Below are 15448 nucleotides of genomic sequence, written 5' to 3' on the forward strand. Positions count from 1 at the left end.
CGATTACTCGGCGTTCGCGGTCGGCACGAGGATATCGCGGTTGCCGTTGCTCTGCATGGCGGAGACGACGCCGCTCTGCTCCATCTGTTCCAGCAGGCGCGCGGCGCGGTTGTAGCCGATCCGCAGGTGGCGCTGCACCAGCGAGATCGATGCGCGCCGGTGCTTGAGCACCACCGCCACCGCCTGGTCGTACATCGCGTCCGACTCGCCACCGCCGCCTTCCGCCGCCGGCATGCCCTCGGCATTGCCCTCTTCCAGCGTGCCGCCTTCGAGGATGCCTTCAACATAATTCGGTTCGCCGGTCGATTGAAGATGTTTTACAACTCGATGCACTTCGTCGTCCGACACGAAGGCGCCGTGCACGCGGATCGGCAGGCCGGTCCCCGGCGGCATGTACAGCATGTCGCCCATGCCCAGCAGCGTCTCCGCGCCCATCTGGTCGAGGATGGTGCGCGAGTCGATCTTGGACGAGACCTGGAACGCGATGCGGGTCGGGATATTCGCCTTGATCAGGCCCGTGATCACGTCCACCGACGGCCGCTGGGTCGCCAGGATCAGGTGGATGCCGGCCGCGCGCGCCTTCTGGGCGATACGGGCGATCAGCTCCTCGACCTTCTTCCCGACCACCATCATCAGGTCGGCCAGTTCGTCGATGATGATGACGATGGTCGGCAGCTTGTCCAGCGGCTCCGGCGCGTCCGGCGTCAGCGAGAACGGGTTCGGGATATGCTCCTCGCGCTTGGCCGCTTCCAGGATCTTGCCGTTGTAGCCGGCCAGGTTGCGCACGCCCAGCTTGGACATCAGCTTGTAGCGGCGCTCCATCTCGTTCACCGCCCAGTTCAGCGCGTGGCCGGCCTGGCGCATGTCGGTGACCACCGGCGCCAGCAGGTGCGGGATGCCCTCGTAGACCGACATCTCCAGCATTTTCGGGTCGATCAGGATCAGGCGCACGTCGTCCGGATCGGCCTTGTACAGCAGCGACAGGATGGTCGCGTTGATGCCCACCGATTTACCGGAACCGGTCGTACCCGCCACCAGCAGGTGCGGCATCTTGGCCAGGTCGGCGATCACCGGCTTGCCGGCGATGTCCTTGCCCAGCGCGATCGTCAGGCTGGAGGCGCTGTCGTTGTAGACCTTGGAGCCGAGGATCTCGGTCAGGCGCACGATCTGGCGTTTCGGGTTCGGCAGCTCCAGCGCCATGTAGTTCTTGCCGGGGATGGTCTCGACCACGCGAATCGAGGTCAGCGACAGCGAGCGCGCCAGGTCGCGCGCCAGGTTGACGATCTGGCTGCCCTTCACGCCGGTGGCCGGCTCGATTTCGTAGCGCGTCACCACCGGGCCCGGATAGGCCGCCATGACCTTCGCTTCCACCCCGAAGTCGGACAGCTTCTTCTCGATCAGGCGGCTGGTGAATTCCAGCGTCTCGACCGCCACCGTTTCCTGCGCGGCCGGCGGCTCATCCAGCAGCGCCAAGGCCGGCAGCTTGGAGTCGCCCGGCAGGCGCTCGAACAGCGCGGCCTGCTTTTCCTTCTCGACGCGCTCGGATTTCGGCACGACCGTGACGGCCGGTTCGATCTTGAATGGCGACGGCGCGGGCATGACAGGCGCCGGCGCGGCGGGAACGGCGGCGCCCTCGCCCAGCTTCGGCTCGGCGCGCACCGGCGGCGGTGGCGGCGGATGCTTCTCGACGTATTTGGCGCGTTCGCTGTCGACCACTTCGTCGCGCTTGCCGGCGGCCACCGCGCCCTGCTTGCGGTCGATGCTGTCTTCGTAACGCAGGCGGAACCAGTCGATGGTGGTCTCGATGGCGGCGCCGATCTTTTCCGCCACAGCCAGCCACGATACCCCGAAGAACAGCGAGAAGCCGAGACCGAAGGTGGCCAGCAGGATCAGGGTGGACCCGGTGAAACCGAAGGCGACGTTGGCCGAATGCCCGATCAGCTGGCCCAGCACGCCGCCGGGCGCGCGCGGCAGCTCCACTTGCAGCGACCACAGGCGCAAATATTCCAGGCCCAGGCTGCCGACGAACAGCAGCACGAAGCCGATCCAGCGCACCGCCGCCTCGTGCTGGTGCACCGGTTCCGGTTCCTGCTCGTGGATGAATTTGTCCGCCAGCCGGCGGTATCCGCCCCACACCAGCCGGAGGAAGCAGATGCACCACCACCAGGCCGAGAAGCCGAAGATGAACAGCATCAGGTCGGCCAGCCAGGCGCCGGCGCGGCCGCCAAGGTTGGCAACCTTCGGCACCACGCTCGCGTGCGACCAGCCCGGATCGCCCTTGTGGTACGACAGCAGGATCAGCACGAAGTAGAGGAAGGCCACCGCCAGCGCGATCCAGCGCGCTTCCGACAGCAGGCGCACGAGCCGGCTCGGCAGTGCTGGCCGCAGGTCGGCGTTCCGGGTGTTGCTAATTGATGAAGATGTTTTCTTGCCCATGCGCGGAAAAGTTGCTTTCCAGAGATTGACGCATTCTACGGCATATATTGCCGCGTAGGCCCATGATTCATGCTGCCCCGCATCGTCGGCTATAATCTCGTGTGGCATTTCGACCCCTTGCCCGGGCCGTGAACGCCCCCAAGTATCCTCATCACCACCACACTGAAGCGCTCTCATGACCACTAAAAAACACGCCAAAGTCCTGATCCTCGGTTCCGGCCCGGCTGGCTACGCCGCCGCCGTCTACGCCGCGCGCGCCAACCTCAAGCCGATGCTGGTCACCGGCGTCGAGCAAGGCGGCCAGCTGATGACCACGACGGACGTCGAGAACTGGCCCGGCGACCCGATGGGCGTGCAAGGTCCGGAGCTGATGCAGCGCCTGCTGCAGCATGCAGAGCGATTCAACACCGACATCGTGTTCGACCACATCCACACGACCTTCCTCAACGAGAAGCCGATCCGCCTGCTGGGCGACACCCACGAGTTCACCTGCGACGCGCTGATCATCGCCACCGGCGCCTCCGCGCAGTACCTGGGCCTGGAGTCGGAGCAGTCCTTCATGGGCCGCGGCGTGTCGGCCTGCGCCACCTGCGACGGCTTCTTCTACCGTAACCAGGAAGTCGCGGTCATCGGCGGCGGCAACACCGCGGTCGAGGAAGCGCTGTACCTGTCGAACATCGCCTCGAAAGTCACCCTGATCCACCGCCGCGACAAGTTCCGTGCCGAGCCGATCCTGGTCGACCGCCTGATGGGCAAGGTCAACGAGGGCAAGGTCGTGCTCGAGCTGAACAGCACCCTGGACGAAGTGGTGGGCGACGATTCCGGCGTGACCGGCCTGAAAATCAAGTCGACCGACGGCGAGAGCAGCAAGCAGATCAAGGTGCACGGCCTGTTCGTGGCGATCGGCCACAAGCCGAACACCTCGATCTTCGAGGGCCAGCTCGACATGCACAACGGCTACATCAAGACCCGCTCGGGCACCGAGGGCATGGCCACCGCCACCAATGTGCCGGGCGTGTTTGCGGCAGGCGACGTGCAGGACCACGTGTACCGCCAGGCCATCACCAGCGCCGGCACCGGCTGCATGGCGGCGCTGGACGCCCAGCGCTACCTGGAGGCGCTGGAGGCGTAAGGTTCCGTAAATGGCGGGCTTCAAGGACTTCCACGACCTGAAGGGCTTGCGCGACAAGCTCGCGGGCGACGAGCGCCGGCGCGCGCTCGAACAGGCCGAGCGCGAACAGCGCGAACGGCTGGCCCGCGAGCGCGCGGCCGAGTTCTCGGCCTCGATGAAGGACGTGAAGAAGCTGCCGGAATCGGACCGCTACGTGTACAGCCCGCCTCCGCCGCCCGCCCGGGCACTGCCGGAAAAGCGCAAGTTCGCGACCCAGGCCGAGGACGACGCGGCGGTGCTGCGCGAGTCGATGCTGTCGGACCAGTTCGACGTCGACGGCCTGCTCGACGAGGATCCCTCACTGGCGTATGCGCGCGAGGGCGTCGGGCCGGACGTGCTCAAGAAGCTGCGCAAGCGCCACTGGCCGGTGCAGGATGAAATCGACCTGCACGGCTACACCCGCGACCAGGCGCGCGAATATCTCAACGACTTCCTGCACCGCATGGAGCGGCGCGGCGTGCGCTGCGTGCGCGTGATCCACGGCGTCGGCTACGGCTCGGCCGGCGGCGAACCGGTGCTGCGCGGGATGGTGCACAGCTGGCTGGTGCAGAAGCCCGAAGTGGTGGCCTTCTGCGTGGCCGGCAAAAAGGACGGCGGCCACGGCGCGCTGATCGTTCTCCTCAAGCCGGCGCTCGTCGACTACTAAAACCTGCCGTCGTTCCCGCGCAGGCGGGAACCCATAGGCAGCATGCGCGGCCGCAGTTTTGCGCCGCAGGCCAGGTAACTCAGCATGGGTCCCCGCCTTCGCGGGGACGACGATAGGTTTGCGGTCGTCACGCGTCCATCCTTACGCATCACACCCCCGTCATGTTAGGCTAGCAAAATCGCCAAAATTACAATAACGGCTCTTTTGCATGCACCTGCATCTCGTACGCATCATCGAAATCATGGCAATCCTGGTCGGCGCCTTCTCCGGTTTCATCGAGGCGCGCCGCAAGCGGATGGACATCGTCGGGGTCTTCACGGTCGCCTTCATCACCGCATTCGGGGGCGGCACGCTGCGCGACATCCTGCTCGACAAGCGGCCGCTGTTCTGGGTGATCCACCAGGAGTACGCGATCCTGATCTTCGTGCTGGCCCTGGTCGCCACGCCGGTGATGAAGACCCTGCGCCAGATCCTGTCGGAGCGGCTGATCGTGATCGCCGACGCGATCGGGCTGGGGCTGTTTTCGATCGCCGGCGTGTCGAGCGCGCTGGATGCCGGCATGCCGCTGTTTATCGCGTCGATGATGGGTGTGATCACCGGTATCTTCGGCGGCGTGATGCGCGACATCGTCTGCAACGAGATCCCGATGGTGTTCAGGGACGGCAAACCGTATGCGATCTGCGCGTTCGTCGGGAACTGGCTGTTCCTGTCGATGCGGGCGGTGCAGCTGCCGTATGACTTCGCGCTGTGGTCGAGCGCCTTGTTCATCACCGGGCTGCGGCTGGTGACGTGGCGCTTCGACTTGCGGATGGGCCGCTAGGCGCATGGCGCTCAGAACGTCACCGGCAGGCGCACACTGAGCGTCACGTCCGGGGTGTCGCTGGTCAGCCCGGCGCCCACGGAGACATTCAGCGAGTATTTATCGGACAGCCGGTATGAGTATCCGACAAGCAGCGTGCCGAGCTGGGTGCGCACCGAACCCGGCGCCGGCGCGCCGCCCTGGCGGGTGCGGCCGATCGAGCTGTGGTCGTAGCCAAGGCTGAGCGAGGCCTTTTCATTGAGCGCCAGTCCCATCCCGAAGTTAAAGCCGATGATATCGCCCGGTTTGACGTCCCCGAGGAACTCGCGGGCGCCGGCCTGCACCAGGCGGCTGACATTCCTGCGCTGGAAGTTGTGCAGGTAGCTGACGCTGCCGAAGAAGACCGCCGGATCGGATGCAAACAGCCAAGTGAGGCTGGGCTGAAGCGAGTAGAAGCCCGATCCCGTCGGCAGTTGCAGCGGCAGGCCGGTGCCACTGATGTTGTCGCCGACGCAGCGGGTCTGGCAGTCGGTCACGACCTGGAACGGATCACGCCCGGTGCGTGATTTCAGGCGCAGGCCGGCCACGTAGTAGGCGCCTTCGCTTCCCGAGTTGAGCTGGTAGCGGGCGCCCGCCTCGACGTCGCCGATGTGTTTGCCGCTGGTGTCAAACACGCGGTCGACGGCGCTGCCGGTGAGGATTTCGCGGCTGACCGCCGCATCGGAACGGTACACGTACGGCGCGCGCAGCTCGACTTCGAGACGGTTGCTCAGCCCGGTGCGCAGCGCGAGTGCACCGGTGACCGTGTTGCGCCGCACTTCGCGCACATCGACCAACCCGATCAGCAGCGCCGGGATGACCGTATAGCCGACCAGCGCGACCCGGTTGCTCGACGCATACCCAAACTGGAACGATGGTTCCACGATAAATTTGCCGCGCGGCGTCAGGATCCCCGGCTGTTCGAACAGGGGCGCGACCGCGGGCGGGCGTTGCGCGCCCTCCGGGGCTTGCCCGACCGGGGCCGGGCCGCCGCCGGCTGACGCCGGTGCCGCGGCGGAATCTGGCTGCAATGGAAGGCCGGCGGGTGCCGGCGGCGCGGCCGGATCGGGCTGCGATGCGGGGCCGGCGGATGCCAGCGGCGCAACCGGACCGGCCGGCGCACCGGCGGCGGCCGCCGGATTCCCGGTCCCGCGCCGCCGCGCCAGTTCTTCTGCGCCGAGCGCCTGCGGGCCGTCGCGATTGGCCTGCTGGTCGAGTTCGCGTCGCAAGGCGTCGATCTCCCGGCGCTGCTCGGCAAGCTGCCGCTTGACCTGGTCGAGTTCGGCCTGGGAGGCTTGACTGACAGGCGCCGGCTCGGCGGCCTGCGCCAGCTGGCCAAGCAATGCCGCGGCCAGGGCCGCGGCGCGCCATCCATCCACAGTCACCCCGTGCATGCCCCCTCCTTCAATGTGGACTCGCCGCGCCGGCGAGCGCATCGGCGAGGCTGCGTTCGAAATGCAAGGCCTGCAGCAGCGCCAGGCCGTTGACGCTGGCATTGATCACGGTCTGGCTGCGAATCGCCTGGCCGTCCAGGCTGTTCTGGATCACCATCGCTCCCACCATCTGCCCGGGCGCCGGCTGGGCGAAAATATTGTCAGCTCCCGCCTGGATCAGATTGACCGCCGACAGGGCGGCGCCAGTTTGCCGGACCTGTTCGGTACTGAGCCGGCCGATGTCGGGCAGTTGCACGCTGGTGCGCGCCACTATCTCTCCATTCAGCGACACCAGCCGCTCCAGGCCGAACGACAGCGCAAGGCCAGCCCCGATCGTGAAGCCACCGCGCGCGCTGTCGAGTACCGCGGGGCTCACCGCGGTCCAATACGTCGCAGGCGGCGACGCTGCGGCGCTGCCCGCCGCCAGCGCCAGCCCGGCGACGCAACGCAGAAAGATTGGATGCATGCCCTTCTCCTTCAAAAGTCGCCCGGCCCGAACTTCGGCATCGTGGCGCCGGACTGGCGCTTGTGATCGATCCCCTGGTCGAGTGGCGCGCGCGGCGCGGCACGCCAGTCGGCGCTGCTGTTAAACGAGGGCGCCCTTGGGTGGTCGTGAATCACGAATAACAATTTGCCGGCCCAGATCGATTCGAATTCGCCGCGCGACACGACCCGTGTACCCTTCGCGGAATCACCGAGCAGGATGCGCGCGCCGTCGACGCCTTTGATCACGACGAAATGGTGGTAGCCGTGATCGGCCACGAGCACAATGGCCGGCAGCTTCGCGTCGATCAGTTCCTGCAAGGGCAGGCGGAAGCCGTCGGCCCGGAATCCGTGCGCCGCGAGAAAGCGCCGCATGTCGAGCAGCGAAAAGCCTTCCTTGCGGATCCTCGCCTGGTCGCCGCGCAGGAACATCTGCTCGAACACTTGTTGCTCGGTCACCGGGTAGCCGTAATGGTGCGTGAGCAGGGTCGCCAACGCGGCCGACCCGCAGCTGAAGTCGTACTGCTGGCGCAGCGTCGTCTGGAAGCGCATTTCCTTGATACTGGCGACGGGCAGCGCCAGCCGAGCGCCATTCGGCAGCGCCAGGTCGGCGGCACGCGCATCGGCAAGCAGCAGGGCCAGCAGCGGCCACGCGCAGCGCAAATGATGTCGCTTCATTTCAGCTCGAGGTTGATCACGGTGGCGTTCTGGATCAGCACGTTGGCACCGCTGTTCTGGATCACGACGGGCAGCCCCGCTGCGTTGGCGAACGAGCCGGACTGGATCACGTTGCTGCCGGTGGCCACCCGCGTGGCAGCATTGCCGGTGAGCTTAGCGGACAAGGTGGCGTCGGCGAACTGCGTGCCCGCGCCACGCATGCCATCCAGCTCGCCAGGGCTGGCGGTGGCGCCAGGGGCCGGCCTCGCCGTGGCGGCTCCTGCTGCGGCGGAACTTGCGCCGGCACTGGCAACCGGGCGAACCACCTGCGCGCCCGGCGGTGCCATGCCTGGGACTTCGCTGGCGTGCTGCCCCGACGCGGTTTCGCCTGCCAGCGCAAAGACCGGCACCGCCAGCGCGGCGCCCCCCAGCCATACCGCGATACAGTGTTTCAGGTACATAGCTCCTCCAGCTTGATCGGCAAGAGCCGCCGGCCGGATCCGGCGCGGCGGAAGGACACATCAGGCGGCGGGCTTAGTGGCCGACCGCCAGGTTTGCCTGGACGTTCACGCTTTGCTGCACCAGCGAGGCGAAGCCGCTGTTCTGGCTGGCCACGAGCACCCCGGCCGCCGACTGGCCGACATTGCTCATCGTGTTGGACATGTCGAAGGCGCCGGTGCTGACAGCGAGGTGTGCCGACGCCGCATCGGCGCCGGTCGCGCCCGCACCACCGGCGCCGCCCGTGCCGGCGCCGGCCGTGTTGGTCACCGCGCCGCCATGGCCGCCATCGCCGGCATAATTCGCGGCGTTGCCGGTGTTGCCGCCAGCGCCGCCATGACCGCCGTCGCCGCCGCCGCCGATGGCGACATTACCGGCCGCACCGCCGCCGCCGCCCGCGCCGCCGCTTGCCGAGGCTGCGTCGCCGCCATGGCCTCCGCTCGCCGTTCCGTTACCGGTGCCGGCGTTGGCGCCGCCGCCGGCCGCGGCGCCACCCGCCCCGCCGGCCGTCGTGGCCAAGCCTCCGTTCCCGCCGAATCCCCCGACGGAGAACGCTGCCGACGCCGAAGCACCTCCGCCGCCCCCAGCCCCGCCTGCACCGGCCGGGCCGCTGTTCGCGGCAGTCGCCGCGCCACCCAGTCCACCCGCACCGCCCGCGGCGACGGCGCCGCCGCCAGTGCCGTTGCCGCCACCGCCGCCGCCGGCGTTGCCGCCATTGGCATTGCCGGTATTCGTCGCAACGTTGCCGATATTGCCGATCGCGTTGCCCGTCACGGTGCCGGTCAAGGTGGAGCTGGAAGTGGCGACCGAGGTGTTGAAGGAATTGGCTACGCTTGAGCTGGCGTGCGCACCATTATTGGCGGCGGCGCCGGCTATCGAGGCCGTCGCAGTGCCGGCGGAACTGACGTTCAGGCCGGTGCTGTCGTGGTCCGCCTGGGCAGCCAGGCTTTGGTCGTTCGCGTGCGCGCCATCACCGCTCTGGCTTTGGGAGGTGGTTTGCTGCACATCGCCATTGGTATTCGTTGCTGTATTGCCGACCGGAGCGGCATACGCGCTTGCGCCGAAAGCCAGGGTGATCGCGACTGCCATCAGAGTGCGTTTCATAGTGACCCCTTTGAATAGTTCGTCATCGATTGACTTCGCTACATCAGTCCAGCAAGCGCGGTACCAGCAAGATCGGTGCCAGCGCCGCAGCGCCTGACGCAAGCACTTGAAAATATTCGGATAAGCGCCGCATGGCGTGCGCCGCGACGGATTCAACTGGACGGGCAGCGGAGCAAAACCGTCCCGTGCTTGTGACACCTGCCCGGCGCCACGTCCCCGGGCAGGCGCAGGGCGCGGGGGAATCTCCCCGGGCCGGCCGCAAGCTGTATCACTTGTGGGACTGCGCTCTTACTTGCCTGCGATGCCGTGCTTGTCGAGCAGGCGGTACAGCGTCATGCGTGAGACACCGAGCTCGCGCGCCGCGCGCGAGCGATTGTTGCCGGCGCGTTCGAGGCTGGCCAGCAGGGCAGCGCGCTCGGCTGCGATGCGCGATTCGTCCAGCGCGGCGCCACCCGGCGGCCGGCGTGCATCGGCCAGCGCGAGGTCGGCTGGCGTGATCAGGCGGCCTTCGGCGAGCACCATCGCGCGCCGCGTTCGATTGATCAGCTCGCGCACATTGCCGGGCCAGTCGTGCTGGCGCAGCGCCTCCAACGCCGCACTGGAAAAGCCCTTCAAGCCTTTCGGCCTATCCGCAGCGTGCTGGCGAAAAACATGCTCGGCCAGCAAAGGCACGTCGGCACTTCGCTCGCGCAGCGGCGGCACCGCCAGCGGCAGCACATGGAGGCGGTAGTACAGGTCTTCGCGGAACAGGCCCTGTTCCACCGCGCGCTGCAGGTCGACGTGGGATGCCGCGATCACGCGCGCATCGACCGCGATGTTGCGCGTGGATCCGACCCGGTAAATGGTCTTCTCTTGCAGGAAGCGCAGCAGGTTGGCCTGCTGGTCCTTCGGCAGCTCGGCCACCTCGTCGAGGAATAGCGTGCCGCCACTGGCCGTCTCGATCAACCCGGGCTTGTCGGCGGCGGCGCCGGTGAACGCGCCGCGCGCGTGTCCAAACAGCTCGGACTGGATCAGCGTGGGGGTTAGGGCACCGCAGTTCACCGGCACGAATGGACCGGCGCGCCGCGGCGACTGTGCGTGAACTGCGCGCGCCGCCAGTTCCTTGCCGCTGCCGCTTTCGCCGCCGATGAACACCGGCGCATCGGCGTGGGCAACCCGGGTAATCTGGGCACGCAAGCGCCCGATCGCGGCGCTGTTGCCGATCATCGCCGCCGCAGCCGGCGCCGCCAGCGGCGCCGGCGATGGTGCGCGCAGTTGGGCGACCCCGAGCGCATGCCCGAGCGCATGACCCAGCCGCACAGGGTCGACCGGATCGGTATGGAAATCATAGAAGTGGTCGCCCACCAGTTGGCGCCAGCGCGCCGAGCTGAGGGCCGCCGGCTGCAGCAGGCCGATCCATTGCTGCTGCCAGTTCTGGCTCAGGAAGTGATCGAGCTCGGCATGCTCGACCTCCTCCAGGCCAACCAGCAAGCCGACCAGGTAGCCATCCGTGCACAGCGCGCGGCGCGCCTCGCCCAGCGTGCCGACGACACGCACCTTCCAATCGCGCAAAGCATGCGCGTACCCGGCGGCCATGCTGCGATCGCCGGCGATGCAGAGCAATTGCTTCTGGTGCATTTGCTGTCTCCAGGCCGAGGGCGCAATGCCCGACGACCCGACAGCGTACTCAAGACCGGAGACTGGCACGACACCAAACGTCCAACTCTTGATACAGCTAAGGACATCACCAATTGGCGCACGGCGGCCAAACCATAGCGTGCCGCCTGCGCAACGTGAGGGCGAAACGAATTACACCGCGTCCGGTCCGGTTTCGCCGGTACGAATACGAATCACCTGCTCGATATTCTGCACGAAGATCTTGCCATCGCCGATCTTGCCAGTGCGCGCCGCCTTGATGATCGCATCGACCGCCTGGTCCACGATGCCATCGTCGACCACCACCTCGATCTTCACCTTCGGCAGGAAGTCCACCACATACTCCGCGCCGCGATACAACTCGGTGTGGCCCTTCTGGCGGCCGAAGCCCTTCACCTCGGTCACGGTCAGGCCGGTGACGTTCACCTCGGCCAGCGCCTCGCGCACTTCGTCCAGCTTGAACGGCTTGATTACGGCAGTGATCTGTTTCATCTGTTCTCCTTTAGTCGTTAATTCCTATCCCTAGCCGGGAATATTTTCCAGGTCCGCCAGCCACACGGCCGCTTCCGAATCGCTGGGCGCGCGCCAGTCGCCGCGCGGCGACAGCGAGCCGCCGTTGCCGACCTTCGGCCCGTTCGGCACCGTCGAGCGCTTGAACTGGCTGGTCTTGAAGAAGCGCCACATGAAGATCTTCATGTTGCGCTTGATCGCCGCCATGTCGTACTGGTTGCGCGCCACGTGCGCGTCGTCCGGCCATACGCCCTCGTTCCGGTTGTTCCACGCGCAGTAGGCGAGGAAGGCCACCTTCGACGGCGCGAAGCCGTAGCGAATCGTGTAGTACAGCGTGAAGTCCTGCAGCTCGTACGGCCCGATCACGCTTTCGGTGATCTGCGCCGGCTTGCCGTCGGCCGCATCGCCCGGCACCAGTTCCGGGCTGATTTCGGTTTCCAGCACATTGATCAGCACCTCGGAACCGCCCTCGCCCAGCTGGTGTGTGTCCGCCACCCAGCGCACCAGATGCGAGATCAGGGTCTTCGGCACGCTCGCGTTCACGTTGTAGTGCGACATATGGTCGCCGACGCCGAAGGTGCACCAGCCCAGCGCCAGTTCGGACAGGTCGCCGGTGCCGATCACGATCGCGTTATTGTAGTTCGCGAGCCGGAACAGGTGGCTGGTGCGCTCTCCCGCCTGCACGTTCTCGAAGGTGACGTCGTACTCCTTGCGCCCTTCCGAATACGGATGGCCGAGATCCTTGAGCATCTGGATGCAGCTCGGGCGGATGTCGATTTCGTGTGCAGTGCAGCCCACCACGCGCATCAGCTCGCGCGCCTGCTGCAAGGTGCGCTCGCTGGTCGCGAAGCCCGGCATGGTGTAGGCGAGGATGTTCGTGCGCGGCAGGCCGAGACGGTCCATCGCCTTGGCGCAGACCAGCAGCGCATGGGTCGAGTCGAGGCCGCCCGAAATGCCGATCACGACCTTCTGGATGCCGGTGGCGGCCAGCCGCTGCACCAGCGCCTGCACCTGGATGTTGTAGACCTCGGTGCAGCGCTCGTCGCGGCGGCTGCGGTCCGCCGGCACATAGGGGAAGCGCTCGACCATCCGCGCCAGCGGCAAGGTGCGGTCCACCGGCAGCGGCAGCGCGAAGCGCACCACGCGGAAGGCCTTGGCCTCGTCCGCGTGGCGGCGCGCGCACATCGCGAAGGTGGTCGTGTGCATGCGCTCCTGCGACAGGCGCTCCAGGTCGACGTCGGCGTAAATGACGTGCGAATCGTCGCGGAAGCGTTCCGATTCCGCCAGCAGCGTGCCGTTCTCGTAGATCAGCGCCTGGCCGTCCCAGGCCATGTCGGTCGACGATTCGCCGCGCCCGGCCGAGGTGTACAGATAGGCCGCCATGCAGCGCGCCGACTGCTGGCTGACCAGCTGGTGGCGGTAGCCGCTCTTGCCCACGACGACGTTCGACGCCGACAGGTTGACCAGCACCGTGGCCCCGGCCATGGCCGCGAACGAGGACGGCGGCACCGGCACCCACACGTCTTCGCAGATCTCGACATGGAAGCGGAACAGCGGCAGGTTCTCGATCTCGAACAGCAGATTGGGCCCGAACGGCACCTCGGCGCCCAGCAGGTCGATGCGGTCGACCGCCGCACAATCGGCGGGGGCGAACTGCCGCGATTCGTAAAACTCGCCATAATTGGGGAGGTAGCTCTTGGGGACCACGCCCAGCACGCGCCCGCCTGCCACCACGGCCGCGCAGTTGTAGAGTGCGTGATTGACCTTGAGCGGCAGCCCCACGACGATCGCGACCGGCAGGCTGCGGGTGGCGTCGGCCACGGTAGCCAGCGCTTGCAGGGAGGCGGTCAGCAAGGCCTGCTGGTGGAACAGGTCATCGCAGCTGTAGGCCGACAGGCCCAGTTCCGGGAACGCGGCCAGCACCGCGCCCTGCTGGGCGGCCTGCTTGGCCAGCTCGATGGTCTGGGCGGCGTTGAACACCGGGTCCGCGACCTTGCACACCGGGCTGGCCGCGGCCACCCGCGCGAAGTTGTGGGAATAGAGGTTGAAAAATCGGTTGTTCATGACGAGATTCTAGCTTGCCCACACGGCGGCATCTTCTTTCGAACGGATAGCACTTGAATTATCGCACGCATATCGTTTCTTCTCTGTCCGAGGTGGGGCAGCCGGCGTGGGACGGCCTGGCCGCCGCCCAGGACAGGACGAATCCCTTCCTTTCCTTCGCCTTCCTGCACGCCCTGCACGAATCGGGCAGCGCCAGCGCCGAAACGGGCTGGCAGCCGCAGTACATCACGCTGTGGGACGGCGACGCGCTGGCCGCCGCCCTGCCGCTGTACGTCAAGGGCCATTCGTATGGCGAGTACGTGTTCGACTGGGCCTGGGCCGACGCCTACCAGCGCCACGGCCTCGATTACTATCCCAAGCTGCTGTCCGCGATCCCGTTCACGCCGGTCAGCGGCCCACGACTGCTGGCCCGTGATGCACAGGCGCGCGCGGCCCTCATCGAGGTGTTGTGCGCCACCCAACAGGCGGCCGAGGTGTCCTCGACCCACATCCTGTTCCCGCCCGACCAGGAAGCGCGCCAGCTGTCCGAGGCCGGCTTCATGCTGCGCAGCGGCGTGCAGTTCCACTGGCTGAACGAAGGGTATGAATCGTTTGAAGAATTCCTGTCCACGCTTGAACAGAAGAAGCGCAAAAACATCCGCGCCGAGCGGCGCAAGGTCGCGCAGGCGGGCGTGACGCTCACCCGCGTGCGCGGACGCGACGCCAGCGACACCCAGTGGCGCTTCTTCAACCGCTGCTACCGCCACACCTACGCCGCGCACCACTCGACGCCCTACCTGAACCTGGACTTCTGGCTGCGCATCGGCGCGACCATGCCGGACAATATCCTGCTGGTGCTGGCCGAGCGCGATGGCAAGCCGGTCGCGGCCTCGCTCGTGATCCACGATGAAGACACGCTGTTCGGCCGCTACTGGGGCGAGATCGAACACGTGCCCTGCCTGCATTTCGAGGCCGCCTACTACCAGCCGCTCGAGTTCTGCATCGAACGGGGCATCAAGGTATTCGAAGGCGGCGCCCAGGGTGAACACAAGATGGCGCGCGGCTTCCTGCCGACGCGCACCTGGTCCGCGCACTGGCTGGCGCACCCGGCGTTCGCGGACGCGATCGAGCATTTCCTTGAACGCGAGGCCGGCGGCATCGACAGCTACATCGATGAACTGAACGACCGCAATCCCTTCCGCACGCGCGACTGATCAGCGGGCGGGCGCCGCCATTGGCGCGCGTTGGTCCAGCCAGGAATTTAGTGCTGGCAGGTCCTCGGCAATGCCCCCGCCGACGACCATGTCGACCAGCTTGCCATCACGGTCCAGCAGGGCCATGCTGGGAAAGCCCTTCACGCCGACCGTCTTGATCAACTTGGCTGCGTCCGGCACGACCGGCCACGCAAGCTTTGTTTCGCGAATGAAGTCGCGCGCTTCTTCCGCACTGTCGTGTGTCAGCGCGACGAAGTTGAGGTCACTGCGGCGTTGGGCCACTGCGTTCAGCGACGGCACTTCGCGAACGCATGGCGCGCAGCCCGCGAAATAAAAACTGACCAGCGTGTAGCGGCCGGCGAGAGCGCTCAAGTCGATCGCGGTGCCATCCAGGCGCTTGAGGTCGAAGGCCGGGAAGCGCTCGCCCGCCTTCAAGTGCGCGAAGCTTCTGAAATCGCTCATCTGCGCCGCCGACAGCAAGCGGAAGGCCAGGCCGTCGACATTGATCTTTTTGGCCATCCCATAGCCCCGCCCCGCCTGCACCTGTGCGGCGAACTGCTCCGGCGTGAGAGCCTTGCCGTTCTCGTCCTGGAATGCGACGTGGGCCGCGTCTTCCGGGCCGGCTTTCTTGTAGAGGCCCGCGACAATGTCCGGAATCGACTCCGGTTTCGATTGCGCGAAAGCCGGCGTGCACATCGCGGCGGCGAGCGAGACTGCACTGGCGAAGCGTGGAAAAGTCAGTCGCATGCAAACGTCCAAGGCTGGTCTCGAAGCCTGGAT

The 15448-nt window shown here is 66.8% G+C and carries 14 protein-coding genes; 4 read left to right on the top strand and 10 right to left on the bottom strand.

Annotation, left to right across the window (positions count from 1 at the left end):
* Positions 1 to 3: 3 nt before the first annotated feature.
* A complete protein-coding gene (locus tag NX778_RS18885; protein WP_258813330.1) occupies positions 4 to 2436 on the bottom strand; it encodes a DNA translocase FtsK in 2433 nt (810 codons plus the stop codon).
* Positions 2437 to 2611: 175 nt separating this feature from the next.
* On the opposite strand from NX778_RS18885, the gene trxB reads away from it, so the two are divergent.
* From trxB to NX778_RS18900, 3 genes are all read left to right on the top strand, one after another.
* Positions 2612 to 3568 carry a thioredoxin-disulfide reductase gene (trxB, locus tag NX778_RS18890; RefSeq protein WP_258813331.1) on the top strand — a complete coding sequence of 319 codons (957 nt, stop codon included), beginning with the start codon at positions 2612 to 2614 and terminating at the stop codon, positions 3566 to 3568.
* A 10-nt stretch (positions 3569 to 3578) separates the two neighbouring features.
* The gene (locus NX778_RS18895; RefSeq protein ID WP_258813332.1) at positions 3579 to 4253 is read left to right on the top strand and encodes a Smr/MutS family protein; all 675 of its coding nucleotides are present in this window, start codon (positions 3579 to 3581) and stop codon (positions 4251 to 4253) included.
* A gap of 208 nt (positions 4254 to 4461) precedes the next feature.
* Positions 4462 to 5073 (top strand): trimeric intracellular cation channel family protein, encoded by a 612-nt coding sequence (locus tag NX778_RS18900; RefSeq protein ID WP_258813333.1) that lies wholly within the window; start codon positions 4462 to 4464, stop codon positions 5071 to 5073.
* 11 nt (positions 5074 to 5084) lie between these two features.
* Here the strand turns inward: NX778_RS18900 and NX778_RS18905 are convergent, their stop codons facing one another.
* The 8 genes from NX778_RS18905 to NX778_RS18940 all read right to left on the bottom strand — a co-directional run bounded on the left by NX778_RS18905 (position 5085) and on the right by NX778_RS18940 (position 13475).
* Entirely contained in the window at positions 5085 to 6485 is a 1401-nt protein-coding gene (locus NX778_RS18905) for an acetate kinase (protein ID WP_258813334.1), read from the bottom strand.
* A 10-nt stretch (positions 6486 to 6495) separates the two neighbouring features.
* A complete protein-coding gene (locus tag NX778_RS18910) occupies positions 6496 to 6990 on the bottom strand; it encodes a hypothetical protein (RefSeq protein WP_258813335.1) in 495 nt (164 codons plus the stop codon).
* An 11-nt stretch (positions 6991 to 7001) separates the two neighbouring features.
* On the bottom strand, positions 7002 to 7685 hold the full coding sequence (locus tag NX778_RS18915; RefSeq protein WP_258813336.1) for a C39 family peptidase: 684 nt from the start codon (positions 7683 to 7685) through the stop codon (positions 7002 to 7004).
* Entirely contained in the window at positions 7682 to 8125 is a 444-nt protein-coding gene (locus NX778_RS18920) for a hypothetical protein (RefSeq protein WP_258813337.1), read from the bottom strand. The genes NX778_RS18915 and NX778_RS18920 overlap by 4 nt, the downstream gene beginning before the upstream one ends.
* 73 nt (positions 8126 to 8198) lie before the next feature.
* Positions 8199 to 9266, bottom strand: coding sequence for a hypothetical protein (locus NX778_RS18925; RefSeq protein WP_258813338.1), 1068 nt, complete (start codon positions 9264 to 9266; stop codon positions 8199 to 8201).
* Between the two features lie 288 nt (positions 9267 to 9554).
* Positions 9555 to 10883 (bottom strand): sigma-54 dependent transcriptional regulator, encoded by a 1329-nt coding sequence (locus NX778_RS18930; protein WP_258813339.1) that lies wholly within the window; start codon positions 10881 to 10883, stop codon positions 9555 to 9557.
* Positions 10884 to 11054: 171 nt separating this feature from the next.
* Complete coding sequence (locus NX778_RS18935; protein WP_258813340.1) at positions 11055 to 11393, bottom strand: P-II family nitrogen regulator; 339 nt, start codon at positions 11391 to 11393, stop codon at positions 11055 to 11057.
* A gap of 30 nt (positions 11394 to 11423) precedes the next feature.
* Entirely contained in the window at positions 11424 to 13475 is a 2052-nt protein-coding gene (locus tag NX778_RS18940; protein ID WP_258813341.1) for an NAD(+) synthase, read from the bottom strand.
* A gap of 53 nt (positions 13476 to 13528) precedes the next feature.
* Here NX778_RS18940 and NX778_RS18945 point away from each other — a divergent pair, with 53 nt between their 5' ends.
* Entirely contained in the window at positions 13529 to 14668 is a 1140-nt protein-coding gene (locus NX778_RS18945) for a GNAT family N-acetyltransferase (RefSeq protein ID WP_258813342.1), read from the top strand.
* Here the strand turns inward: NX778_RS18945 and NX778_RS18950 are convergent, their stop codons facing one another.
* Positions 14669 to 15427 carry a TlpA family protein disulfide reductase gene (locus tag NX778_RS18950; protein ID WP_258813343.1) on the bottom strand — a complete coding sequence of 253 codons (759 nt, stop codon included), beginning with the start codon at positions 15425 to 15427 and terminating at the stop codon, positions 14669 to 14671.
* Positions 15428 to 15448: the final 21 nt, after the last annotated feature.

Origin of the sequence: Massilia terrae (genome assembly GCF_024753145.1) — a bacterium.
Classification (GTDB): Bacteria; Pseudomonadota; Gammaproteobacteria; order Burkholderiales; family Burkholderiaceae_D; genus Telluria; species Telluria terrae.

Excerpts from the sequence above, each read along its gene's own strand:
- NX778_RS18885 (WP_258813330.1), bottom strand. The coding sequence starts at position 2,436 with ATGGGCAAGAAAACATCTTCATCAATTAGCAACACCCGGAACGCCGAC.
- trxB (WP_258813331.1), top strand. The coding sequence starts at position 2,612 with ATGACCACTAAAAAACACGCCAAAGTCCTGATCCTCGGTTCCGGCCCG.
- NX778_RS18895 (WP_258813332.1), top strand. The coding sequence starts at position 3,579 with ATGGCGGGCTTCAAGGACTTCCACGACCTGAAGGGCTTGCGCGACAAG.
- NX778_RS18900 (WP_258813333.1), top strand. The coding sequence starts at position 4,462 with ATGCACCTGCATCTCGTACGCATCATCGAAATCATGGCAATCCTGGTC.
- NX778_RS18905 (WP_258813334.1), bottom strand. The coding sequence starts at position 6,485 with ATGCACGGGGTGACTGTGGATGGATGGCGCGCCGCGGCCCTGGCCGCG.
- NX778_RS18910 (WP_258813335.1), bottom strand. The coding sequence starts at position 6,990 with ATGCATCCAATCTTTCTGCGTTGCGTCGCCGGGCTGGCGCTGGCGGCG.
- NX778_RS18915 (WP_258813336.1), bottom strand. The coding sequence starts at position 7,685 with ATGAAGCGACATCATTTGCGCTGCGCGTGGCCGCTGCTGGCCCTGCTG.
- NX778_RS18920 (WP_258813337.1), bottom strand. The coding sequence starts at position 8,125 with ATGTACCTGAAACACTGTATCGCGGTATGGCTGGGGGGCGCCGCGCTG.
- NX778_RS18925 (WP_258813338.1), bottom strand. The coding sequence starts at position 9,266 with ATGAAACGCACTCTGATGGCAGTCGCGATCACCCTGGCTTTCGGCGCA.
- NX778_RS18930 (WP_258813339.1), bottom strand. The coding sequence starts at position 10,883 with ATGCACCAGAAGCAATTGCTCTGCATCGCCGGCGATCGCAGCATGGCC.
- NX778_RS18935 (WP_258813340.1), bottom strand. The coding sequence starts at position 11,393 with ATGAAACAGATCACTGCCGTAATCAAGCCGTTCAAGCTGGACGAAGTG.
- NX778_RS18940 (WP_258813341.1), bottom strand. The coding sequence starts at position 13,475 with ATGAACAACCGATTTTTCAACCTCTATTCCCACAACTTCGCGCGGGTG.